Raw genomic sequence first — 20750 nt, forward strand, 5'->3', positions numbered from 1 at the left:
CGGCCCGATTTGCACTTAAAAGGTGTCTGTCGGGTGGGGACGGTTTTCAGGATCAGCATCGTTCATTCGCCAAAGCAGGCCAGAAGCCGGTAAAAAATGGCTTAGAGGGGCCAATCAAAGTGAACCAAAGGGAGAGTCCTTTGGCACGATATGCCGCCCGCAAGGATAAATCGGGCCGGCCCTTGCTGGAGCCGGAGCAAGTGCGGGCAGGCGAACGGTTACGAGAAGACTATACGTTCGCGCAATTGACGCCGTCCCTGAGCCGCGGTTGGCAGACAGAGAGGATATCGGGCAGCGGGCCACAGGCCGGGTCGGCCGACATGACGACAGACGTGATTGCGGCGCGCGCACGGGTGCAACGGATCCTGTCAAGCATGGAGCCGGTATTGGCATCTGTTGCGGTTGATGTCTGCTGCCATCTCAAAGGACTGGAAGTCGTGGAGGCAGAGCGCGACTGGCCGTCCAGATCCGCCAGATTGTTGCTGCAGGTCGCCTTGAGCTCGCTAGCAACGCGTTATGGGGAACGCGTTCAAGGGCCACCCGGCAAAGGCTGAAGCTCGCGCAACCCCTATAGGGATAACGTTGAGATCACAACCGACCCCGTATGCGCCAGGGTCGCTGCTTTCAGCAGTCTTTGGGGATCCATTGGTGCGGGCGCCCTGCTCAGGCGGCAGCGAGGGCCGCCTCCGCGTCCGTGCGGATTCTACCGACCATTGACTTGAGGCCATTTGAGCGTTGTGGCGTCAGGTGCTCTTGAAGACCAAGCTTGTTAAAGACCGCATCGACATCCGTCTCCAGGATCTCATTTGCCGGCCGGCCGCTGAAAAGTGCGGTCACGACGGCGACGAGGCCCTGCACGATCAGCGCGTCGCTGTCGCCGCGAAAAGTCATCACGGGTTTGCCGCCCGCTGGCGTGTCAACAGACGTAATCAGCCAAACCTGCGAGACACAGCCGCGGACCTTGTTCAACTCGGTCTTTTCCGCGTCATCGAGGCCCGGAAGCTCTTTTCCCAGATCGATCAGATATTTGTAGCGATCTTCCCAGTCGTCCAGGAAGTCGAACGTTTCTACAATGTCATCGAATGAAGTTGCCATATCGCCGGTCTTATTGTGTCGCCTCATGCCTCATATAGCCGGAAGCTGGCAACTTGCAATCTGGTTGTGGGAAATTGGGCAACAATAAAAATACGCCGCAGATGGAATGGGCAGCTATCCATCTGCGGCGCAGCGGACGAACCGCTGAAGTGAAGCCGTCTTTGCGATGTGCGTTCACATCGCTTCAGCGGGGGCGCAAATGCCGTTTCCATCCGGAGGTCGATGGATGGATCCGGCAAGACCCACTCAGGAGCTGGTTCCCAAGCGGGGTTTGGGCCGTGGTACCGGCCCAAAGGTCGTCTCTTCTGAGGAGACTTTTGTTTGAGTTTCGCTGTGCGTATCTTCGTTCGCAGCAAACATATCGGCCGTTGGGAGAACATTAGTCGACCCGGTTACGATCTCGGGAGCGTCCCCTGGAGGGGCCAGCTGGTCGTCCAGAAATTCGTAAACGATGCGCGCCCCATCGCGCGCCCGGCTTCCGATAACATTCAGTGCGGAGCCGCCAGCCTCGCAAGCTGATGGATTACGGTCACAAAATGATCCGATATCAGAAACAGTGGCCTGAGCTGCCAGGAACGCCGAGACAGGGTCAACCTGCTCTACAGGTTCGCTGGCCTTGTCAGAGCCAAGCGGTATCAGGACCAAAACAAGTGTCAACCAGAAGGCTGTCCGGAGAAGAAAGAACATAACGCTGCTACCCATAGTATGTTCAGGCTGTGCCGGTTCTTTCTTCGAGAACCAGCTGTTATGAACTCACACTAACAAACACATCAGAACGCCCGGTTGAGTCAGAAAGTCCAATTTTCATAAAATAAAACATGCATTTAAGGCGAATTTTCTGAGAGATTGATTCAAATTTTATCTAGTTTCCACTAACTGTCTGGCTGTATTGGATTTTCCGCTTTTTTACGCCAAAGGCCAGTTATCCTTTATCGTTCCTTAAGTGGTCGCGCAGACAATAGTGTCGAGTAGTAACCGGGCAATCTGTCCGGACGGGTCTCGTGTGAGTGTTAAGTGCGTAACCTACTGAAAAATTTGAGAAGTTTTTGTGGTGTCTGGGTCGATTGGTCTGACGGACTGATTCATCCCGATGCTGCAGGTGATCCTTTTCTGGCTCCTTTGCACCGATCTTTTTTTCTGAGCTGTTTTGGATGTGGCGCAGTTGCGCTTCTTGTTCTGCCTCTGCACCTTGCGCTTGCCGGAGCGCCACATGTGACTGCGCTGTTGGCTATGGCTTGGATGTTCTGTCAGTGGCCTCTTGCGCTTTATCTTTCCCGGACAGGGTGCCTTGACCGGGCAATCGGATTGTCCGGCATCCTTTTTGCCGTATTTCTGGGCGCGATCTGCTTTTTGACGGGCGGGCTCCAGTCGTTTGCCATTATGTGGCTTGTTCTTCCGCCCATTGAAGCCGCATTCGCCGGGCGCAGGACCACCGCGGCGACCGTAACCGGCGTTGCGGCTGCCATTCTGACCGGGTTGGCGATATTGGCTCCAATTGCCCCTATAGTTGGCCCGGTGCCGCCGTTTGCTCAGGCTGTAACCGTTTTTGCGGCAGTCGTATATGCCGGCGTTCTTGCGTTGCGGATCGCTTCGGACCGCCAAACGGCTCGGGAACTTGTGGCTTGGTCAAATCGCAAATTTGAAACGCTGAGCACCCTTGGCTCTGATGTCGTTGGGGAACTCTCAGACGGTGGCAAGGTTCAAGTACTGGGCGGACCGGCGGCGGAGATTTTCGGTGCGGCTCCTGCAAGAGCCGGGTCGGACTGGCTGTTCCATCGGGTACATGTTGCAGATCGTCCTCTGTTTCTCACGCAGTATTCCAATGTCCGGGAAACCGGCAATCCGGTATCTTTTTGTTTGCGCATCCGCACGGGAGAGGAACTTCCGGGAGAAGCGGGGCAGGCGACCCATCAGAGCATGCAGGTGCGCTTAAGTGCGGATCCGGGTTTGAAGCCGGGCAATGGCGGATCAAGGGACTTTCCCGTCCTTATAGCGCTCAGGATTTCAGAGGCAGATGCAGAGCCCTTGGCCGAGCAAAACCAGGCCGGCGAAAAGTCAGTAACGTCAGATCTCATGCAGCTGCTTGCGCAGCGCCATTGGGACGCTCTTTCAAGGGTTGAGCAAGTGCATGCGTCGCATCGGTCTCCAGCTAATGGCGACCTCGATGCTGCCATTGTGGCCGCCAGAGCAACCTTGCAAGATTTCCAGGGCGTTTTGAGTGACCATGCCGTTCCTAAAGGTGCTCCCCCGGCTGCCATGCGCCAGGTCCGTTTGGCAGACGTCTCGGAGCGTATCTGTTCTATGCTCGCACCCGCGGCTGAAAAGGCAGGTGTCACGCTCCAGCCGGAAGGCCTTGAGGGACTGCCTGAAATCTCCGCCGATGGCGGCCTGTTGCGGCAAGCCATGTGCGTTTTGGTCTTCACAATGATCGAAACCGCAGAACGGGACGCCCAAGTCAGCATTCATGCATCCCGTCTGGGCGCGCGGGTGGAGGTCAAGCTAAGCGTGAGCCAGCCGAATGCGGCGCTCAAATGGAGCTGCTGGCCGTCAGACGCCGTGGTCAACAAAGCCGGTTTGCAGCTGAAGCAGGCGGGGGCGGATCTTAGGATCGACCGGACACTCGGATCCGGAGACCGGATTATCATCAGTTTTCCGGTTCATCTTCCAACGGCCATGCTGGCCGATGGCTCTGAACTGAAGAGCACTGTCCAGTCACCAATTCAGAAAGCAGGATAATCGGCGTAGTGGCTCGCAGAAGCAAAAAGGCAATACAGCCGAAACAGGCTGATGGCATGATGGGACGGGCCGGAACGGCGGCGCGTGACAATCCGGTTGCGGCCGGTGGAACCGTGGTGATGGGTTTAACCGCTTGTCTGATCATCGCCAACGCGATTGGACTTCAGCCCGGACGTCATCCAGCGCCATTGTTTGTGACCAGAGACCGTCTGGACGCCGCTGCCGTACCTGAACCATCTGACCGGGTGATGCAGCCGGAGATCCAGGAAATCTCAACGCTGGTTCTGGATGTTCAAATCGCACTTCGCAAGCTTAGCCTCTATGAGGGGCCGTTGGATGGGGTGCGCGGTCCGGCAACGGAGCGCGCTGTCCGTGCGTTTGAGCGCAAGGCAGGGCAAATCGAAACCGGAAAGGTAACCGAGGCGCTGCTGGCACTGATCCTGATGCATCGTGATGTTCCCGCCGAAGCAGATGTACCGGTTCCCAGGTCAAAACCAAGTGTATCGGGAACTGCTGCCGCTGTAACCACCCGGGAAAGCAACGCTCCGGTCGATACCGATCCGCGGCTGAAACAGATACAGATGGTTCTTGCTGATCTCGGTTATGGTCCCTTGGACGTTGATGGTGTGATGGGCGCAAACACGGCGGCAGCCATCAAGCGGTTTGAATTTGACAGGGGGCTGCCGCTGACTGGAGCGCCCGGGGCAAAAACAATCGAGCGGCTCGAGATGGTCAGCGGCCAAAGAATTACAAATTGATGGTTCGTGAAAAGAGTTAAAGTAACCGGCGCAGAAACAGAGCCAGACGGCAACAACCGGGTGTCATGATGCGGGTTACATCAGATTTGTATGCAAGTGCATTGGTCCGCTGCATTTTCACAGAGGGTGGGTTTGCCGCAGTTTCAAAACGCGGTGCCCCGGAAGCGGGAGCCGTGTTCGTCCTGGTGGACCGCCTGGATGGAAGTTTTGATTTTTATGGTCCTGCACCGCAGGCAATGTTTACCGCGCCGGTCGATGGACGGCTCTTTGAACCGCTACTTTCCAAAGCTGACCGGGAGCAGGTTGATGACCGGTTGGGCCGTGAATCACGAATAGACCCGGACTATTGGGTGATTGAGGTTGAAGCGCGCGACGGGCGTATCGATTTGCCCTTGGCAGAGGACGAGGCGCCGGAAAACCCTGCAGACCGGTACTTCAAACTCTAGGGATTGTGGACCGCGCAGCAAGCCACAGTCACCGTTTTCGAGGATTAGCCCAAGAAAGAGCAGCGTGCGAAACCGGCATCAGGCGGTCTTTTGAACGGAACCTGCGCCCATGGACGGCCGGTCTCTCCGGTCGGCCTGCTGGCTGCGCGAGCGCTTCGATTCCTGATACTGATGGACGCTTCTAGCACTGCCGTTGTTGGCATCATGTGGCTGCATGCTCCAACGGCCCACGAGTATTTCAGCAGCACCGGCGCTCAGGTTCCGGTGAAACCGAAGCAACAGCCGGATTTCATTCAAGGATAGGTGTTCGCCCAGCATGCGGATCAAAATCGTGGTTGTCCGGTTCCTGTCCATTCTCAGCGCTTTCAGCGCAACCGTCAGTCCGTCGGATTGGTCGATGTGGAGAAGCATGTCTGTCACGGTCTGAGGAAGGCTCAAACCTTGGGCCATGTAATCTGAAACCCGTCTGTAGTTTTGCACCATTGCGGCTTTGAGGATCGCGCCTTGCAGGCGCAATTGAGCTGTGTTGAGGCTTTGGCGGCGCGGAAGCGGCGGTGTCTGTGCCGTGCGAATGAGGCTTGCGGTTTCAGCTGCCGCTATGGCCTTGGCCTTCAAGGAGGGTGGCAAGTGCAAAAACTGCCCGATCAGACCATCGGAATCCAGTGCGTCCCGTCCTGCCATTTCAAGGCCAAGCGATTTCACGATTTCGCTCCGCCTGGTCAGCAGCGCCTTTTGGGTTGGGCTCAAGGTAATGTCGTCGCGCTCCAGCAGGATCCGGATGGTTCCCGGGCCTCCAGTCTTGCAGAGCGCTGTGATCACCGAATCGGTCAACGAGGTCCTGTTCGCAATTGCCTTTCCCAAAGCATCATCCGCGGTTTCAGCACGGGCTGCCAAAAGATCCACAGAAAGGTCCGGGCTGTATCGAAGTGCCGGATAGGCAGTTAAAGGGTCTTCGTCTGCCGCTAGAGCATTCAGTACTTCTGCGGGGGTGTAGGCATAGCGGGTCAAAAGCGATGCAATTCGCCTTCGGTCTTCCAGCGGTGTCTTGACAATCAGGTTGCATGCCAGTTCGGAAAAAACTTTTGTCTCTTCAGTGGTGTACCCGGATTTGCTCACGAAAAGCTCTACAGCCGGCAACAGCACATTCAGGGCTGTCTTGCTTTCGTTGAGCTCTGGTCTTGTTGCGGAAGAATAGGGCAAGAGCTGATCAGGGTTCTGGGTTTGGCGCATGACACTCGGTGACTAAAACAGATGAGCGGGCCGCCGAAAAAGACGGTTTCCATCAAATTGCGCTAAAATCGTTAGGATCCCATTAACCCTGACATTCACTTAATAGAACTTCAGAATGTAATGCGTCGCCCGTTTGACCGACCCCGCCTGGTAATACTGCCGTGCGGCTCGGGAACCGAAGGAGGAGACGATGGGCACCTTGTTGGATTTCACGTCCGCACAAAGGCCCGCTGCGCGTGTGGGCCATCGTACTAGCATCAACCGCTCGGCCACGGCGGCAGCATCTGGCGAAGTTATCCTCTTTCCAGGTGTCCGTTACGAGCATCATCAGCTTGATCTTGCCGCGCGAATCGCGACCATCGGTAAGGCTGCTGGACCAACAGGCTCCGACAAGGACTGACGGTTCAAGCCTCTCCAGCCGCAGTTCAGTCTGAAGACCTTCGTTTGGAGAAACGCCCCATGGGCCGCCGGCAGGCAAAGAACCCGGACAGCTTCGGGTCACGCTGGAAAACAGCGGACATCAAGCGCTTTATGGCGCTTGCCTGTGGTGTGACAATCGCCGCCGGGCTTTCTGCATGCGTTCGGCCAACCGGCGACTTCGATCGTGCAAGACCCTCGGTGATCCATGACAAGTTCATGCCGGCAACCGGGGAGCAAGCCGCCCGCTTGCGCGGCGATCCGGTTTCAAAATTCAATTACACCAATGATGAAAAACTGCTGCGTGACCGCGGCTGGACGCTGATCCGCCCGCCCTGGACGAAAGACTGGATCGGCGGGACGATGGTGGAGCTGGCCCGGACCCGCGTCCTGCCCGAAACCGAGGGCCGCGTTCCGGTCGACCTCTATTATCTCTACCTTCGATCCGACAAGTTCAAATCATCGGATGCGCGGTATGACAAGATCGCGTCGGATGCCACCGGCGATGCGGATTTGGTGCTGCCGTTCTGTGAAGTCGCCTTGCGTGTCCGGAAGGCTGATGATGAGCGTCTGCGCGTACTGGATACAAAACAGCTGACCACCGAAGAAATGTACGAAGGGGCCAAAGCGCGGGTCTGGGAAAACCGGGTCATGACCAAATGGGTTGGGCAGGCATTGCGGTTCCGGATCACCGCCTACAAGAAGGCCCTGGACAGTCTCGAAGTAGAAACCCCAAGCCAGGACCGCTTGTGGAAGGTCAACCAGGCTATCCGTCAGCTCGAGGGGCAAGTGCAGTTGGCAGAAGCCGGTTGCGATAGCAGCGGGCTCTCCGCAGCCGACCCGCCTGTGCGCCGCTCACGCATCTTCAAGAGCTGGGGCACGGAACGGCCCCCGGTTCAAAAGTAGACGGCCTTTTTCCAACTTGTTAGAAGCTACCATCCGCGTTTGGACGGCACGGAGACTGATGCGTTCCGTCAAAATCCAAACACGGATGACCGGGGGTGCCACCGAAATGGTGTGGCGCTTTGAGTTGGAGACACTCTCCGGCTAGCGGCATTTTTCCTACCAAGGGTCTCAATTCAGGTATTGCGGAGAACTTCATGAATTCGAAAGTCGACCGGCTTGTGCAGGAAGCCATGGCCCTTCAGCAAGCAGGGCGTATCGAGCCCGCATTGGGCATCTTCCAGGAAGTTTTCACGCTGGACCCCAAACACCCTCAGGCGAACTTTTCCCTCGGGATTGCAGCCTATCAGACCGGCAATATCGGGCTTGCCATCAATCATTTGCAAACGGCGGCCCGCAAGGCCGGAAAACAGCCGATGGTTCATCAGCTGCTTGGACTGGCCCTTATGAATGCGGGCGATTTGCCCAATGCCCAGGCCGCTTTGAGAAAGGCCTCCAGCCTGGCCCCCAAGAACGCCGATATTCATGGACAGCTTGGCGATCTTTACAGGATCAAGCGGCAACCGGTCATGGCCCGTCAGAGCTATGAGAATGCGCTTCGCATCGATCCTGAAAACGGGTACGCGCTCCATGGCATGGGGCAACTGGAGATCACGATTGGCAATGTCGATGCAGCGATGGACTGGCTGCAAAAAGCGATTTCAGCGGGAAAAGAACTCCCCGCGGTCTACAACACGCTGACCTTGGCCAAAAAGTACAAGGAACGCCCTGAAGAGCTCGACCAGATTGAAGCCTTAATCGCGGATGGAACGGGGCGCGCCGCGCCCGATCAGGCAGGTCTGCACTGGGCAGCTGGCAAGATTTACAGCGATCTCGGCGATGTCCCGAAGTCGGATATTCATTACCAGAAAGCCCGAAGCTTATCTTATCAGCCGTTCGATCTCGGGGCGCATAAGGAGCGGATCGATTTCATGAAGTCTGTCTTCAATGAAGACTTCTTCCGTGAGCGGGCTGAGTTTGCAAATGACACGGCCCGGCCGCTGTTAATCTTCGGCATGCCGCGGTCCGGAACCACCCTTGTTGAGCAGATTGTCTCCTCCCATTCACGCGTTTCAAGCGGGGGCGAACTGTCTTACTTCCGGCATTTGCAGGACGAGCTTGGACTGAAGGCCCGGCCAAGTGCCGCCTTGGAAACCCGTTTGAGAGGATTGGGGCCGAAGGAGTACCGGACATTTGCGCGGCAATATCTTGCCATTCTGGACGGGATCGACCGCCGTTCGGCCCATGTCACAGACAAGATGCCTCATAACTTCGAGATGCTGTGGTTGATCGGTGTTCTGTTCCCGAAAGCAACACTTGTCCATTGTGAGCGCACACCGGCGGACACATGCGTGTCCTTGCTGACCCATTCCCTGTCACCGGCGCATAACTACACGGTCACACCGGACATCCTCGGTCACTATTACCGGATCTATGCCGATCTCATGGAGCACTGGCAGAAAGTGCTTCCGGGCAAAATCTATCAGCTGAACTATGAGAAGCTGGTTGAGGATCAGGAGGCGGAGTCAAAAGCCCTCATCGGGCACATAGGGCTGGAATGGGAGCCGGGATGTCTGGATTTCCATAAGAACGAGACACCGGTTACGACGTTTTCGAATGTGCAGGTGCGCAGCCCAATCTTCCGGTCTTCCATCGGGCGTTGGAAAAAGCACAGGGATACACTCAAACCGCTTTTTGAAAGCCTCGGGCCCCTCGCACCCAAGACTTAGACAGAACCTGGCACGGGACCAAAAAATCATCTGCCGCCCGGTTGATATTGAAGCGATTGCCTAGAGCGTGCGGCAGCTGGCTTCTGTAAGGGCGTCGTCAATGCTGTCCGCTTTTGAGGGATGGGGAACAAAAGCCCGCAAAAGACCAAACCCGCTTGTCTGTTCGACTTCAAGAACGATCAGCTCGTCCAGGTTCTCCGGCGGGTTTTCACGCAGGATCGATAGCTGTTCCGGGGTCAAGACCAGCATGGAGAGGCGTTCTGCGCCGGCGGTCCTATTGTTCAAGCTGTAGATTGTCTCTCCGCTCGAATTGAAGAGTCCTATCGACCAGAACGGGACCGGGATCCGCGCATCAAACAGGACCGGTCCATTTTGCAGGTCAAAGCGGCAGGCGGCATGTTTCATTGCCGGGTCCAGATCGGGCAGGGGTTCTTGTCCTGGCCGGGTGTCCGGGAGCAGATTGAATTGCCGGTCGGGGCCATAACCGGAGATGTTGTCATAGGCACTGTGCTGAACGTTCTGCGGGATGCTCAGCACCACCAGAATATGGATGATCGCGGCAAGGCACAGAGTTGCAAGGATACCGATGATAAGGCTGAAGCGCAGGGAGAGGGTCATGGACAGGCGAGCCTCTCGATCAACGGCATGGAAACACCGTCCAGAGCCGCACCGGTTGTGACTGGCGCATCATAAAGGCGCAGAACAAATCTCAGGCCGTCGCTTGCCGACGCATTGGCTGACAGCGGAAGCCAATTCCCGGATTTCGGATCGCGGGCAGCCACGATCTCAAACGTTCCGTCGCTATCGCGCAGAAGTGCGTTGCTGACCAGATGAGTCCGTCCGGGAAGGGTTTCGGTTAGCCGCCCCCGGCCATCGACGGCCGTAAGCGTCCATAAACGTGCCGTCGGCGTCTGGCCGGCGATGCGATAAATGCAGGTCGGGTCAAGCTCTCGGCCAGCGCTGTCCTCGCGCGCCGTCAGCGCGAGGCCTTCGCCGATTGCCAGCGGAATAACCGCGCCCCGGGTGTAGATCGCAACGGAGTAAGGGTCGGCTTCGGGTGTGCCGGCATTGGGATAGGCCGCCCAAGGCCCAAGCCTGACTGCGTCCAGGGGCTGTTCCCGCTCAACAATGAGATAGGCTGAGATGATTCCCAGAAGGGCCGCTGCGACCAGAACCAGAAGAAAGCTTGCCAGGGTCCGGATCGGATGGCTGCGGTGCGGCCGGATGATCGGCGGGAGTTTTTCATCCTGCCAACCAGTTTCACTATAGGCAGAAAAGGGCAGGCGGTTTTGATCGCTCATTGGACTGCGGCAACATCCGTCTTGTCAGGGTCTTGCGTCCCGGCATTGGCAGCCTGTGTTTTGGGCAGCAGGTCACGCATGGTCGTGCCGATCCGTTGGAGCAGGAATTGTGTGCGCCGCTTCAGAACCCGCGGCTGGGCGGCATTTTCCGGCGCTTGTGCGGTCAAAACTCTTGAGGGCGCTGAAAGGCGCGGCAAGGTGTCCGGTGTTACCCCGGGCATTGCGGCCAGTTCAATTCCGTTGTGAGCATATTCCATGAAGCTCTGCCAGGCCATGGCGGGCAGGCTGCCGCCCGTAACACGGCGGGTCGACGTGAAATCGTCGTTGCCGAACCAGACGGCGGTCGTGAAATTCCCCGTGTAGCCGACAAACCATGCATCCCGGTAGGCGTTGGTAGTGCCTGTTTTTCCCGCTGCAACGACCCCGTCGATCCTTGCCCGGCGCGCCGTTCCCGCTTCCACGACATTCACAAGGATTTCGTTGATCTCATGGACTTTTTCTTCTGGCAGAATGCGCTCCGGGCTCGGTGCAGTCCGCTCGCGCTGGTACAGCGTCCGTCCATTGCTGTTTTTCACTTCTAAAATTGTGTAGGCGCTTGCCTTGTAACCGCCATTGGCAAGCGCGGAGTAGGAAGACGCCATGTCGATTACCGTCACCTCGGAAGATCCGATCGGCAGGGACACCGAGTTCTCCAGTTCATGGGTGATGCCCATCATGTAAGCTGTGTCGATGATGGTCTCACGCCCTATGGATTGGGCCAGGCGGACCGGTATCGTGTTGATCGACTTGGTGAGGGCGGTCTTCAACGTGACTGGGCCGCGATAATTCCGTCCATAGTTGCGCGGGCACCAGTTTCCCAGACAGAATGGCCGGTCCGGAACAATGCTCTCCTTGTCGAAGCCGTTCATGAACGCAGCCATGTATACGAACGGCTTGAAGGAGGAACCGGGCTGGCGCAACGCGTTCGCCGCCCGGTTGAACTGGCTCTCACCGTATGAACTGCCACCGACCATGGCCACAACACCGCCGTCGGTTGTCATGGCAACCATGGCCGCTTCGCTGACATCCCTGAGTTTTCCGTTTTCGCGCAAGACCGTTTCAATCGCGAGATCAGCTTGTTTTTGAAGCGCAGGATCAAACGTCGTCCGCACGGTCACGATCCGGTCACGGGACATTTCCGGCATCCTGCGGGCGAGTTTCTTCACCTCTTCCAGCGCCCAGTCGAGAAAATATTCGGGCAGTTGTTCCTGTGACCGGTCAACCGCCAGGGCAGGGTTGCGCCGTGCGCCGATGACCTGGCCTTCTGTCAGGAAATCCGCCTGGACCATGTTGGTCAGGACCTCGTTCGCCCTTGCGCGGGCCGCCGGAAGGTTGATGTGCGGTGCGTATTTGGTGGGCGCCTTGTAGAGCCCGGCAAGCATGGCGCTTTCTGCAAGCGTGAGTTCCCGGACATTCTTGTTAAAGTAAAATTCCGCGGCGGCCGTCACGCCAAATACACCGCCGCCCATATAGGCCCGGTCAAGATAAAGCTTCAGGATTTCCTGCTTTGACAAATTGGCCTCGAGCCAAAGAGCGAGATAGGCTTCCCGGATTTTCCGGATCAAGCTGCGTTCATTTGTCAGGAAGAGGTTCTTGGCAAGCTGCTGGGTAATGGACGATCCGCCCTGAACGACCCCGCCCGCACGGGCGTTCTCAACCATGGCCCGGAAGGTGCCGACCAAATCGATCCCGAAGTGGTAGAAAAACCGCCGGTCTTCGGTTGCCAGCGTGGCCTTGATCAAGGAATCCGGCAGTTCGTCCAATGGAACGCTGTCGTTCAGCACAATGCCGCGGCGGCCGATCTCATTGCCGAACCTGTCGAGGAAGGTCACGGCGAAATCGTCCGTTGTCTTCCAGTCGGCATATCGTGTGACTTCAAAAGCAGGCTGTGCAAAGGCGAGGGCAACCACGAGCCCTAGCACCCCGAAGGTGAGCCCGTCCGAGCCTAACTCCGCCAATCCCCGCCAGATGCCCTTTGCCCGGAAACGGCGGAGAAACGCATCATATCCTTCAACGGTTTTCCTGAAACCGGTGCCAAGCTGCCACAGTCCGGTGTCGACCGATGCATCCAGACCGAGAAAGAACCTGCGGATACGGTTCCGCTTGACCGGCTTCTCCGGTTCGTCTGGTTTTGATGTGTCAGGTTCGTTGGTCACGCCGACGCCCATGTTAGGAGAATCTGTGTCAGGTCAAAATACTTCGTTTTCCATATCTGGAAAACAGTAACCGGCAAGGTTTAAGAAAGCACCCTTTCCCTTGGAAAACCAATCACAAACTCTGCAAATGACGGCGTCTTGCGGGTTTCCGGACTTCATGGTACGCGCTCCCAGATCCGAACACCGAAGAAGACCAGCAATGAACCATCCCCCAGCCGATACGCAAGGCGGTGCCCGTCCCTTCTGGAAGACAAAGACGCTGGAGCAAATGTCCCAGCCGGAATGGGAATCATTGTGCGACGGGTGCGCGCGCTGTTGCCTGAACAAGCTGGAAGACTACGACACGGGTGAAATCGTTTGGACCGATGTGGCCTGTACCCTTCTGGATGGTGACAGCTGCCGGTGCCGGGATTATCCGAACAGGGCCGCAACTGTCCCCGACTGTATTCAGCTGACACCGGAAGAGGTTCGCACCCTGACCTGGTTGCCGCCGACCTGTGCGTATCGGCTGGTCCGTGCCGGTCGTGACCTTTACTGGTGGCACCCGCTTGTCTCCGGAGATCCCGAGACCGTTCATCAAGCAGGCGTTTCGGTGAGGGGCCGCACTGTTCCTGAAGACGGTATGCCGCTTGAAGCGTACGAACACCACGTTGTTGCCTGGCCGGCAGAGCCGGTCGACTAGGCGGCAGCCGCATCCTTCGAGGTGCGCGGTCTTATTTTGGTGCCACGGGGATCAGCAACGCCTCAATATGGCGGTAGAGGCGGGCCCGGATGAGGTCACGATCATCGATCTGATAGGAGCTGTATAGAACGGCGCCATGTATCAGGAACGCATAAACGCCCTCAAGCATCTCTTCTGGCGAACGGTCTTGGCGAAGCTGGGGAATTACGGTTTGCGACGCTTGCCAGGCCTTTAAGAAGGCCGCGATCTTAATGCCAAGAGCATCCAGCTGCTCGGCGAATTCCGGCGCGCAATGGCCTTTTGTCACGCCAATGTTTTCCATGAAAAGCCGAAGCATGGTTCGACTTTCAGTGATGATGGTCAAAAGTGCCATGACCTGGTCTGTCAGTGCCCCAACGGGGTCTGCCAAATTCGCCGGTGATGGCAGTGTTTCTTCCTCAGCCGCCATGCGGAACTGCTGTAACTGTCCCAGCAAAAGATGTGAAAAAAGCCCGTCCATGTCACCGAAATGGGCGAAGAGCGTCCCTTTCGCGACCCCGGCCTCCTTTGCAATTGCTTCCGCCGTGAGATCATCCAGCCGCTTCCCATTGGCCAATACACCCGCGGCATGTAGGAGACGGGCACGTGTGATGGCGGTTCGGGTTTGTTGTTTCCGGGGGCTCGCGCCGGGTTTCATATTTGCGCTCACAATAATTGACCATGGTCAAAATAAGGGTTGACCCACAACAATACTTCTTGCAAAAAATGACCATGGTCAATTAGCCTGTGGTTAACATCTTTCCCAAGGCTGGAACTGTTGGAGTTGGATTGATGGTTAAAATACTGGTTTTGAATGGTCATCCGGCGAAGAAGAGTTTTTGTGGGGCGTTGGCGCAGGGGTACACGGATTCCGCAAGAACCCATGGACATGAGGTGAGAGTCCAGCAGGTCTCTGCTCTGCGTTTTGATTCAGATTTCGGTGTGTCCAGCTTCCGGGATGCAAAACCCTGGGAACCGGATCTTGAGGCGTTCTGGCAGAATCTGGAATGGTGTGATCATCTCGTCCTCACCCACCCGCTTTGGTGGGGTGGCATGCCAGCCAAGCTCAAAGGCTTGATCGACCGGGTTTTTCTCCCAGGGCTGGCGTTCCAATATGTCAAAGGCAAGCCTTTGCCCGAGAAATTGCTCAAGGGCCGCACCTCCGAAGTTCTGGTGAGCTCGGACACACCGGGTTGGTTTTTCAGATGGGTTTACGGTGCCGGGATCAAGAAGCAGACAAAAATGCAGATCCTAGATTTCTGCGGCCTCAAAATGAAACGCTATTCCTGGTTCTCCACCATCCGCGGGTCTTCCGAAGCAGAGCGGGAAAAGATGCTGGAACGTGCACGAAAGCTGGGGGCGAAACCCAGCAGCTAAGGTTGATAGTCCATCAATCGGAACTGGTGTCAGCCCCCGTTTGGCGCCGTTCCGCTTCCTTTGAAAAAATCACATAGTACTTGTAGATGTTGCCGACATACTTGACCGGCTCATAGCTGATCCTCCGGCCGACAATCCATTCAACATTCCCGAACCACTTGTCCGGATCGTAGCCCGCGTTTTTGGCCTCCCGGCGGATCTTATCAAACCGCGCCGGGCCCGCATTATACGCGGCCAGGGCGAAGAACAATTGATTGGCAGGATCGCCCTTCAGATCATCGAAATAGGTATTGGCGAGGTACGTCAGGTATTTCACACCGGCTTCGACATTGCGGTCCGGATTTGTGGCAACCCCCTTTATCTCAATTGGACTGCCCGCGGCTGTCGACGGCTTGATTTGCATGAGACCGACCGCACCAGCGTTGCTATGAGCCTTTTCGTCAAACCGGCTCTCCTGATAGGACTGTGCGGCAATCAAAAGCCAGTCAACCGAGTATTTATCGCCGTATTTTTTGAAGAGACCGGACAGGTTTTCGAAGGCGGTTGCCTTGTCTTCCGACTGGAGCTTTTTGAGGTAGCCCGCATCGGTCAGATACCGCTTCAGGATGATGTTCCCAAGCAATGTTCCCTTTTCGACCGTTTTTGCGAACGCGTTCATCTCGGCAAGGAGGTTGGGAGCATCCTTGCGCACCGCGAATGCGATCTGCGCATCCGTCCGGATTGCGGCATCTGGATGGGTTTTGAGACCGTCAAGGATTTGCATCCAGAAATCGGCTTTGTGCTCATCGATGATGATGAGCGGTATCGTGCCAGCCTGCACCAGCTCCAGCAGATCTTCGTCCTCGAGCTTTTCATCAACCGGCACAATGTTGACCGGGGCCTTCCCAGCCGCTTTCAGTTTGGCATTCAGCTTTTGAAGGCTATCGGCATAGCTGGAGGAGAGCCTCACATGGACGTCTTGTCCCGACAGATCATCGGCTGACGCCAGAGCGCCAAAACCGTCATTGGTGAGGGGGACCTCGTGGGCCTTGTTGTAAATTGGGTCCGAAAAATCGACTAGCTTTTGCCGTTCTTGCGTGATCGTCAGGTTGCCGAGCGCAATATCCCCTTTGCCTGCGGCCAGATCGGAGAATAGATTTTCGCGCGGCGTGGGAAGAAGAACGATGGCGTTTTTGAATTTTTTCGAGCCGTGGCGCTTATCGAGAAACTTCTTGAACTCGGCCATCATATCGACGCTTGTGCCGCGCTGCTGGCCCTTGTCGATAAAGAAGAATGTCTTTGAGAATGGTACCAGAGCGCGCAGATATCCGCGTTTTTGGATGTCTTCGAAATCCCCATGGAAAGGTTTGCGCAAATTGGCTTCCAGTTCCGCACCGAGATCCTGCTCGAATGCCGAAGCCGAACCTGCAAACGGCACAACGGCGAGAAACATAGCAATTGCTATAAAAGCGGAACGGAATAAAAGCATTTGAACGGTCTCCGGCGCCATGACCTTTGCCTCAGTAAGCCCTGCTTGTGTGAAGCATTCAAGTCAAGCTTGGTGTGTGGCGCCGGACACCCAGTTGGGCAGGGTCAGCGCGCAAAGGTCAGGTCCACTGTTCCGACCAGAATTCCAGCCTTCAGAACTCTTGCCGTGTTGCGAACCGTACGCCGGTCAACTTGCGTCAAGGTGTCGTCAAATCTTAGGAGAATAGACCCGTCTCCCCTGGGAACATCCGCGATATAGGAAAATCTGAGGGCGCCATCTTCGCCCTGAAGGACAAGAACCTGGCCGATAACATCGGAACGGTGACCGATGTAGCGTCCGTCTGACAGCTTCTCGAAAAACCAAGTCTTGGTGTCGCGTTCGCCATCCTCGTAGACGAAGTCCTCCCGAAGGCGGAACATGGACGTTGCAGGTGACCAGGTGCCGGTCAGATAGACCGTGAAGGGGCGGCGGACACCGGCAATATCGCTTTCGAAAACGCCCTTGCCGATTGTTTTGCCCTGAAAGAACTTCTCAAGGACAAGCGGCTGGCTGCTGTCAGCGGACGCACTCGTCAAGTAGGATAAGACCAGGATGCAAATTGCGGCAAAGAGGCGGTGAAACTGGATTGGCATCAATTGGAAACCCGGTTTGTTGAAGACACAAGAGAGTACGTCTTCGGCCCGGCATCAGATTAGCGGATCAGATGGCAGCTGTTTTATTGAGTGCCAAACCGGTTTTGCCACGTTGGAACCGGGTCACCTTCAGCTGAGGTTGCGTTAAAAACACCGCGTGCGATTGCACGGGCAAGGCATGAGGCTGCAGCCGCGCCCAGACGCACCATGTCCTCCAGCCCGCTTTCCAGTTTCCGCTCACCTGTAGAAAGCGCGAAGACAAGGTCGCCATCAAGAGGCGTATGGGCCGGCCAAAGCGCCCGCGCCAGCCCGTCATGCGCCATAACCGCGAGCCGCTTGGCTTCTCCCTTTGTCAGAACCGCGTCGGTTGCAACCGCTGCAATGGTTGTGTTGGCGCCCGCTTTCAGGCCATCCAGCTTGGTTCTGACTTCTGTTGCCTCTGGCGGGAGGGGATGAGGAAGACCTCTTCCGCCAAACTCGGTGCCCATTTCAAACGGGGATGCCCAGAAGTTAGCGGTGTCGCCAACCGTGGCACGGCCGAGCGCATTGACGGCCACCACCGCTCCAACTGTCACACCATTCGGCAAGACCTGTGACGCCGATCCGAGCCCGCCTTTTAGGTTTGCCGTCGTGGCCCCGGTGCCTGCGCCGACCGAGCCGAGTTCGAATGTATCTGAAATATTATCAAGGGCCGCACGGCCAAGATCCCGGTAGGGCGCGAACTGGCCCCAGCTCTTGTCCCCGCCATTTAAAAGATCAAACAGGATTGCAGTTGGGACAATCGGCACGCGCACCGGACCAACCTGAAAGCCGTAACCCAGTTCGGCAAGCCGTCCTTGAACGCCGGCGCCGGCATCAAGACCGAAGGCGGACCCGCCTGCCAGAACAACGGCATCAATCTTTTCAACTGTTTGCTCGGGCTCCAGCAGTGCAATCTCCCGCGTTCCGGGCGCGCCGCCGTGAATGGCAACGGAGGCAACGGCTGGTTCGTCCGGCACCAGGACCGTTGCGCCGGACTTCAAATCAAAATCGGATGAATTGCCAACTTTGAGCCCTGGAACGTCTGTGATGAGATTGCGCGGACCGTGCATGGATAAGTCTCTTCTGGAGGACAAGCAGCAGTGTCGGCCAGCGTGACTTATCTGTCGAGGCTTTTGTAGCCCCGGCGCACATAGATCAGGGAGCCTGCCTGGTCGGTCATGCGGATATCGACAACCGTGCCCACGATGATGGAATGGGTCCCGACGTCTTGAACCGAGTGGACTTCACAATCGACACTCAGCCGTGCCGTGTCGAGGGCAGGGCATCCGGTGGCCAGTTCGGTCCACCTCCCGGATTGGAAACGGGCGTCCATGCCGAGTTCTTCGCGGCCTGCGAACACATTCGAGATCGGCTCGTGTTCGTCGCTTAACGTATTCAGGCAAAAGCACTTGTTGGCCAAAAGCGCTGCATGGATACGTGTTTTTCTGTTGAGGCAAATCAAGATGCTCGGCGGTTCATCCGTGACGGAACAGGCGGCGGAAACGGTCGCGCCCGCGCGCCCGGCCGAGCCGTTCGTTGTGACCACATGGACGGCGGCCGCGATCCGGCTCATGGCTTCCCGGAAGGCCTGCGTGTCCAGCGGCAGGCTGGCCTGCGTGCTCAGGGGCGAAGCTTCGTTGGACATTAAAACTATTCCTTGGCCAGGAGATCAAAGGCTTGATGCTTAAGAGTAGGGCATCTGCAAGTGTCTGCAACAGCGTAGCAGATTGGTGGTTACACTTATCTGATACTGAGACAGGGCTTGCATTTTCAAGGATAAACGACAGTCTGCAAATCGCGACCAGTGGACAGAAACAGTTTTGATATCAAAAGGGATCGATATGAAACTTGGCGTCAGCGCGCTTTTAGCATGGGCCATGACACTTTGCCTTGCCGGTGTTTCAAGGGCTGAAATACCGATTGCCGTTGCCGGCCCCATGAAAGGCCAGTTCGGCATATTTGGTGCGCAAATGATTGCCGGGGCCCGGCAGGCTGTTCAGGACATCAACAGCGCGGGAGGGGTTAACGGGCAGGCGCTGACACTGGAAACCGCCGATGACAATTGCGATGGCGACCAAGCGAATGCCGTCGCCAACCAGCTGATCGGAAAAGGCGTGGTGTTTGTGGCGGGGCATTTTTGCTTTGTTGCATCGGTCGCTGCGAGCCGGGTCTACGCGAACGCCGGGATTATCCAGATATCACCGGCAACGACCCTGCCGGGTTTCACAGACGACCGCCCGGGCAAGGGCATCTACAGGCTGGCCCCGCGCGATGATGCGCAGGCGGAGGCCGCGGCTGCTTTTCTGGCTGAAAATTTTCAGGCAAGCGACATCGCCATACTTCATGACAAAACGGCTTATGGGAAAGGGCTTACGGATGCGGTCAAGGAGCGGCTGAACGACCTGGATATTATTGAATCCTTTGCTCTGGGTTTCGATGCCGGAGAGGACGATTACCGCTACTTGGTGTCCCAATTGGCGCTTGAAGGCGCCGACGTCGTTTATCTCGGGGCCTATCCGCCCGAGGCCGGCTTGATCAAACTAGAAATGGCCCGGCAGATCCCGAACGTCGTTTTGATGGGGGCCGATGCACTGGTTTCCGAGGAATTCTGGTCAACGGCTGGAGAAGCGGCCAACGGCACAGTGTTGACCTATCCGGAGTTTCTTACCGAGGTACCGGAAGCTGCCGCGCTCATGCGTTCGCTGGAGGATCAGGACGCAGTGGCCGAGCGATATTTTCTGTCCACCTATGCCGCTGTTGAGGCCTGGGCAGCGGCGGCAAACCGCGCGGGAACTACTTCCTTTGAGGAGGTTGTAACTGAACTCGAACAAGAATCGGTCGACACGGTGCTTGGACCAATAACCTTCAACGCGGTGGGAGATGCCTCCCGGCCCGGATTTGCAGTCTATGAATGGCAAGACGGCGCTCTGAGGCGCCGTCAGTGATGAGGGCTGTGACCGTTGATGATCAGCTTCTGCGGCCCTTGCCCTTGATGTTCAGGTTGACTTTATCCGCGTAGAGCGGAAGGCCGGCATCCATGCCGTAGCGGCTGCGGAAAAATCCGCCTGATACCTCAAAGGAAACAGCGTTTCCGGTGCCATTAATGGTAACCGTCAGTTTCGTCCGCTGTTGTTTGCCCCTCAACGTGAGTACACCGTCAACTTCAGCCGCGTTGCCCGACAGGACGCGCACGCGCGTGCTCTGGAACGTTGCGACAGGGTGATTGGCAACGTCAAACATTGCGCTGCTTTTCAGAAAACCGGTGATCCGGTCGTTGGGGGTGTGGACGGTTGTTAGGTCAACCTTAACGTTGACCCGGCTTTTTTCAGGGGCCGCTTCATTCAAGATGATCTTGCCGGATACGTTCTTGAAACCGCCCAGAACCGGTTTGCCGCCCAGAACCCGGACCGAGAAACCGGTGTCAATTTGTGCCGGGACCAGTGAGTATGTGCCCGTCAGCGAACCGGCGTGAACGGGGGCTGCGAGTGCAAAGAGAAAACTCAGTAGGGCAAGTGCGCGTGCAACCGGGCGTGGGGACAAGGCGGCACGAAGACTATTAAATCGGGACATTGGTCTTAATCCTTCGCAAGAGAGACTACATTCTGGCCAGCCAAGGTCTTTGTTCGGTGCGTTCAATCGCGGGTTTCCAGCTGGCCGGCCGTCTCTAAACAATCACGTCCTATCCGCTCGGCCATGTGCCTT

Annotated in this window: 22 protein-coding genes; 10 read left to right on the forward strand and 12 right to left on the reverse strand. The window is 56.9% G+C overall.

What is annotated here, in order from left to right; all coding sequences use genetic code 11:
* Nucleotides 1–119: 119 nt before the first annotated feature.
* Complete coding sequence (locus E1180_RS02325) at nucleotides 120–554, forward strand: DUF6456 domain-containing protein (RefSeq protein ID WP_341873540.1); 435 nt, start codon at nucleotides 120–122, stop codon at nucleotides 552–554.
* 109 nt (nucleotides 555–663) lie between these two features.
* Here E1180_RS02325 and E1180_RS02330 read toward each other — a convergent pair whose 3' ends face one another.
* Both E1180_RS02330 and E1180_RS02335 read right to left on the reverse strand, forming a co-directional pair.
* Nucleotides 664–1095, reverse strand: coding sequence for a SufE family protein (locus tag E1180_RS02330; RefSeq protein WP_155189477.1), 432 nt, complete (start codon nucleotides 1093–1095; stop codon nucleotides 664–666).
* A 246-nt stretch (nucleotides 1096–1341) separates the two neighbouring features.
* A complete protein-coding gene (locus tag E1180_RS02335; protein WP_155189478.1) occupies nucleotides 1342–1782 on the reverse strand; it encodes a DUF5330 domain-containing protein in 441 nt (146 codons plus the stop codon).
* 525 nt (nucleotides 1783–2307) lie between these two features.
* Between E1180_RS02335 and E1180_RS02340 the strand changes: the two genes are divergently transcribed.
* The 3 genes from E1180_RS02340 to E1180_RS02350 all read left to right on the forward strand — a co-directional run bounded on the left by E1180_RS02340 (nucleotide 2308) and on the right by E1180_RS02350 (nucleotide 5035).
* Entirely contained in the window at nucleotides 2308–3831 is a 1524-nt protein-coding gene (locus tag E1180_RS02340) for a hypothetical protein (RefSeq protein ID WP_155189479.1), read from the forward strand.
* An 8-nt stretch (nucleotides 3832–3839) separates the two neighbouring features.
* Entirely contained in the window at nucleotides 3840–4589 is a 750-nt protein-coding gene (locus tag E1180_RS02345) for a peptidoglycan-binding domain-containing protein (protein WP_208996861.1), read from the forward strand.
* Nucleotides 4590–4654: 65 nt separating this feature from the next.
* Nucleotides 4655–5035, forward strand: coding sequence for a DUF1491 family protein (locus tag E1180_RS02350; RefSeq protein ID WP_155189480.1), 381 nt, complete (start codon nucleotides 4655–4657; stop codon nucleotides 5033–5035).
* Nucleotides 5036–5113: 78 nt separating this feature from the next.
* Here the strand turns inward: E1180_RS02350 and E1180_RS02355 are convergent, their stop codons facing one another.
* Nucleotides 5114–6265, reverse strand: a complete 1152-nt coding sequence (locus E1180_RS02355) for a DUF2336 domain-containing protein (protein WP_155189481.1) — start codon at nucleotides 6263–6265, stop codon at nucleotides 5114–5116.
* A gap of 190 nt (nucleotides 6266–6455) precedes the next feature.
* Between E1180_RS02355 and E1180_RS02360 the strand changes: the two genes are divergently transcribed.
* From E1180_RS02360 to E1180_RS02370, 3 genes are all read left to right on the forward strand, one after another.
* Nucleotides 6456–6665, forward strand: coding sequence for a hypothetical protein (locus E1180_RS02360; RefSeq protein WP_155189482.1), 210 nt, complete (start codon nucleotides 6456–6458; stop codon nucleotides 6663–6665).
* Nucleotides 6666–6724: 59 nt separating this feature from the next.
* Complete coding sequence (locus E1180_RS02365) at nucleotides 6725–7588, forward strand: hypothetical protein (protein ID WP_208996863.1); 864 nt, start codon at nucleotides 6725–6727, stop codon at nucleotides 7586–7588.
* A gap of 194 nt (nucleotides 7589–7782) precedes the next feature.
* On the forward strand, nucleotides 7783–9354 hold the full coding sequence (locus tag E1180_RS02370) for a tetratricopeptide repeat-containing sulfotransferase family protein (protein ID WP_155189483.1): 1572 nt from the start codon (nucleotides 7783–7785) through the stop codon (nucleotides 9352–9354).
* 60 nt (nucleotides 9355–9414) lie between these two features.
* Here the strand turns inward: E1180_RS02370 and E1180_RS02375 are convergent, their stop codons facing one another.
* From E1180_RS02375 to E1180_RS02385, 3 genes are read right to left on the reverse strand one after another with little or no spacing between them, the layout of a single operon-like run.
* Nucleotides 9415–9972 (reverse strand): DUF1254 domain-containing protein, encoded by a 558-nt coding sequence (locus tag E1180_RS02375; protein ID WP_155189484.1) that lies wholly within the window; start codon nucleotides 9970–9972, stop codon nucleotides 9415–9417.
* Nucleotides 9969–10655: a DUF1214 domain-containing protein gene (locus E1180_RS02380; RefSeq protein WP_155189485.1), complete on the reverse strand. Its 687-nt coding sequence runs from the start codon at nucleotides 10653–10655 to the stop codon at nucleotides 9969–9971. The genes E1180_RS02375 and E1180_RS02380 overlap by 4 nt, the downstream gene beginning before the upstream one ends.
* Entirely contained in the window at nucleotides 10652–12862 is a 2211-nt protein-coding gene (locus E1180_RS02385) for a transglycosylase domain-containing protein (RefSeq protein ID WP_155189486.1), read from the reverse strand. Before E1180_RS02385 ends, E1180_RS02380 begins: the two co-directional genes overlap by 4 nt.
* Before the next feature lie 187 nt (nucleotides 12863–13049).
* On the opposite strand from E1180_RS02385, the gene E1180_RS02390 reads away from it, so the two are divergent.
* Entirely contained in the window at nucleotides 13050–13532 is a 483-nt protein-coding gene (locus E1180_RS02390; RefSeq protein WP_155189487.1) for a YcgN family cysteine cluster protein, read from the forward strand.
* Between the two features lie 31 nt (nucleotides 13533–13563).
* Here E1180_RS02390 and E1180_RS02395 read toward each other — a convergent pair whose 3' ends face one another.
* Nucleotides 13564–14208: a TetR/AcrR family transcriptional regulator gene (locus E1180_RS02395; protein ID WP_155189488.1), complete on the reverse strand. Its 645-nt coding sequence runs from the start codon at nucleotides 14206–14208 to the stop codon at nucleotides 13564–13566.
* Between the two features lie 134 nt (nucleotides 14209–14342).
* Between E1180_RS02395 and E1180_RS02400 the strand changes: the two genes are divergently transcribed.
* Nucleotides 14343–14927, forward strand: coding sequence for an NAD(P)H-dependent oxidoreductase (locus tag E1180_RS02400; RefSeq protein WP_155189489.1), 585 nt, complete (start codon nucleotides 14343–14345; stop codon nucleotides 14925–14927).
* A gap of 13 nt (nucleotides 14928–14940) precedes the next feature.
* On the opposite strand, the gene E1180_RS02405 is transcribed toward E1180_RS02400, so the two are convergent.
* The 4 genes from E1180_RS02405 to E1180_RS02420 all read right to left on the reverse strand — a co-directional run bounded on the left by E1180_RS02405 (nucleotide 14941) and on the right by E1180_RS02420 (nucleotide 18693).
* Entirely contained in the window at nucleotides 14941–16359 is a 1419-nt protein-coding gene (locus tag E1180_RS02405; RefSeq protein ID WP_196220508.1) for an MltF family protein, read from the reverse strand.
* A 140-nt stretch (nucleotides 16360–16499) separates the two neighbouring features.
* On the reverse strand, nucleotides 16500–17027 hold the full coding sequence (locus E1180_RS02410) for a DUF3833 family protein (protein WP_155189491.1): 528 nt from the start codon (nucleotides 17025–17027) through the stop codon (nucleotides 16500–16502).
* 83 nt (nucleotides 17028–17110) lie between these two features.
* The gene (locus E1180_RS02415; protein ID WP_155189492.1) at nucleotides 17111–18118 is read right to left on the reverse strand and encodes a P1 family peptidase; all 1008 of its coding nucleotides are present in this window, start codon (nucleotides 18116–18118) and stop codon (nucleotides 17111–17113) included.
* A 47-nt stretch (nucleotides 18119–18165) separates the two neighbouring features.
* Complete coding sequence (locus E1180_RS02420) at nucleotides 18166–18693, reverse strand: flavin reductase (protein ID WP_208996865.1); 528 nt, start codon at nucleotides 18691–18693, stop codon at nucleotides 18166–18168.
* A gap of 196 nt (nucleotides 18694–18889) precedes the next feature.
* Between E1180_RS02420 and E1180_RS02425 the strand changes: the two genes are divergently transcribed.
* On the forward strand, nucleotides 18890–19993 hold the full coding sequence (locus E1180_RS02425) for a branched-chain amino acid ABC transporter substrate-binding protein (protein WP_155189493.1): 1104 nt from the start codon (nucleotides 18890–18892) through the stop codon (nucleotides 19991–19993).
* Nucleotides 19994–20015: 22 nt separating this feature from the next.
* Here the strand turns inward: E1180_RS02425 and E1180_RS02430 are convergent, their stop codons facing one another.
* Complete coding sequence (locus E1180_RS02430) at nucleotides 20016–20618, reverse strand: YceI family protein (protein WP_155189494.1); 603 nt, start codon at nucleotides 20616–20618, stop codon at nucleotides 20016–20018.
* Nucleotides 20619–20750: the final 132 nt, after the last annotated feature.

This window comes from Roseibium denhamense, assembly GCF_009711415.1.
GTDB classification, from domain to species: domain Bacteria; phylum Pseudomonadota; class Alphaproteobacteria; order Rhizobiales; family Stappiaceae; genus Roseibium; species Roseibium denhamense.

Bases quoted from the DNA above. Each gene is read 5' to 3' on its own strand.
- E1180_RS02370 (WP_155189483.1), top strand. From the start codon at position 7,783: ATGAATTCGAAAGTCGACCGGCTTGTGCAGGAAGCCATGGCCCTTCAG.
- E1180_RS02360 (WP_155189482.1), top strand. From the start codon at position 6,456: ATGGGCACCTTGTTGGATTTCACGTCCGCACAAAGGCCCGCTGCGCGT.
- E1180_RS02380 (WP_155189485.1), bottom strand. From the start codon at position 10,655: ATGAGCGATCAAAACCGCCTGCCCTTTTCTGCCTATAGTGAAACTGGT.
- E1180_RS02335 (WP_155189478.1), bottom strand. From the start codon at position 1,782: ATGTTCTTTCTTCTCCGGACAGCCTTCTGGTTGACACTTGTTTTGGTC.
- E1180_RS02330 (WP_155189477.1), bottom strand. From the start codon at position 1,095: ATGGCAACTTCATTCGATGACATTGTAGAAACGTTCGACTTCCTGGAC.
- E1180_RS02385 (WP_155189486.1), bottom strand. From the start codon at position 12,862: ATGGGCGTCGGCGTGACCAACGAACCTGACACATCAAAACCAGACGAA.
- E1180_RS02425 (WP_155189493.1), top strand. From the start codon at position 18,890: ATGAAACTTGGCGTCAGCGCGCTTTTAGCATGGGCCATGACACTTTGC.
- E1180_RS02430 (WP_155189494.1), bottom strand. From the start codon at position 20,618: ATGTCCCGATTTAATAGTCTTCGTGCCGCCTTGTCCCCACGCCCGGTT.
- E1180_RS02395 (WP_155189488.1), bottom strand. From the start codon at position 14,208: ATGAAACCCGGCGCGAGCCCCCGGAAACAACAAACCCGAACCGCCATC.
- E1180_RS02420 (WP_208996865.1), bottom strand. From the start codon at position 18,693: ATGTCCAACGAAGCTTCGCCCCTGAGCACGCAGGCCAGCCTGCCGCTG.
- E1180_RS02365 (WP_208996863.1), top strand. From the start codon at position 6,725: ATGGGCCGCCGGCAGGCAAAGAACCCGGACAGCTTCGGGTCACGCTGG.
- E1180_RS02355 (WP_155189481.1), bottom strand. From the start codon at position 6,265: ATGCGCCAAACCCAGAACCCTGATCAGCTCTTGCCCTATTCTTCCGCA.
- E1180_RS02410 (WP_155189491.1), bottom strand. From the start codon at position 17,027: ATGCCAATCCAGTTTCACCGCCTCTTTGCCGCAATTTGCATCCTGGTC.
- E1180_RS02390 (WP_155189487.1), top strand. From the start codon at position 13,050: ATGAACCATCCCCCAGCCGATACGCAAGGCGGTGCCCGTCCCTTCTGG.
- E1180_RS02405 (WP_196220508.1), bottom strand. From the start codon at position 16,359: ATGTTTCTCGCCGTTGTGCCGTTTGCAGGTTCGGCTTCGGCATTCGAG.
- E1180_RS02400 (WP_155189489.1), top strand. From the start codon at position 14,343: ATGGTTAAAATACTGGTTTTGAATGGTCATCCGGCGAAGAAGAGTTTT.
- E1180_RS02415 (WP_155189492.1), bottom strand. From the start codon at position 18,118: ATGCACGGTCCGCGCAATCTCATCACAGACGTTCCAGGGCTCAAAGTT.
- E1180_RS02350 (WP_155189480.1), top strand. From the start codon at position 4,655: ATGATGCGGGTTACATCAGATTTGTATGCAAGTGCATTGGTCCGCTGC.
- E1180_RS02375 (WP_155189484.1), bottom strand. From the start codon at position 9,972: ATGACCCTCTCCCTGCGCTTCAGCCTTATCATCGGTATCCTTGCAACT.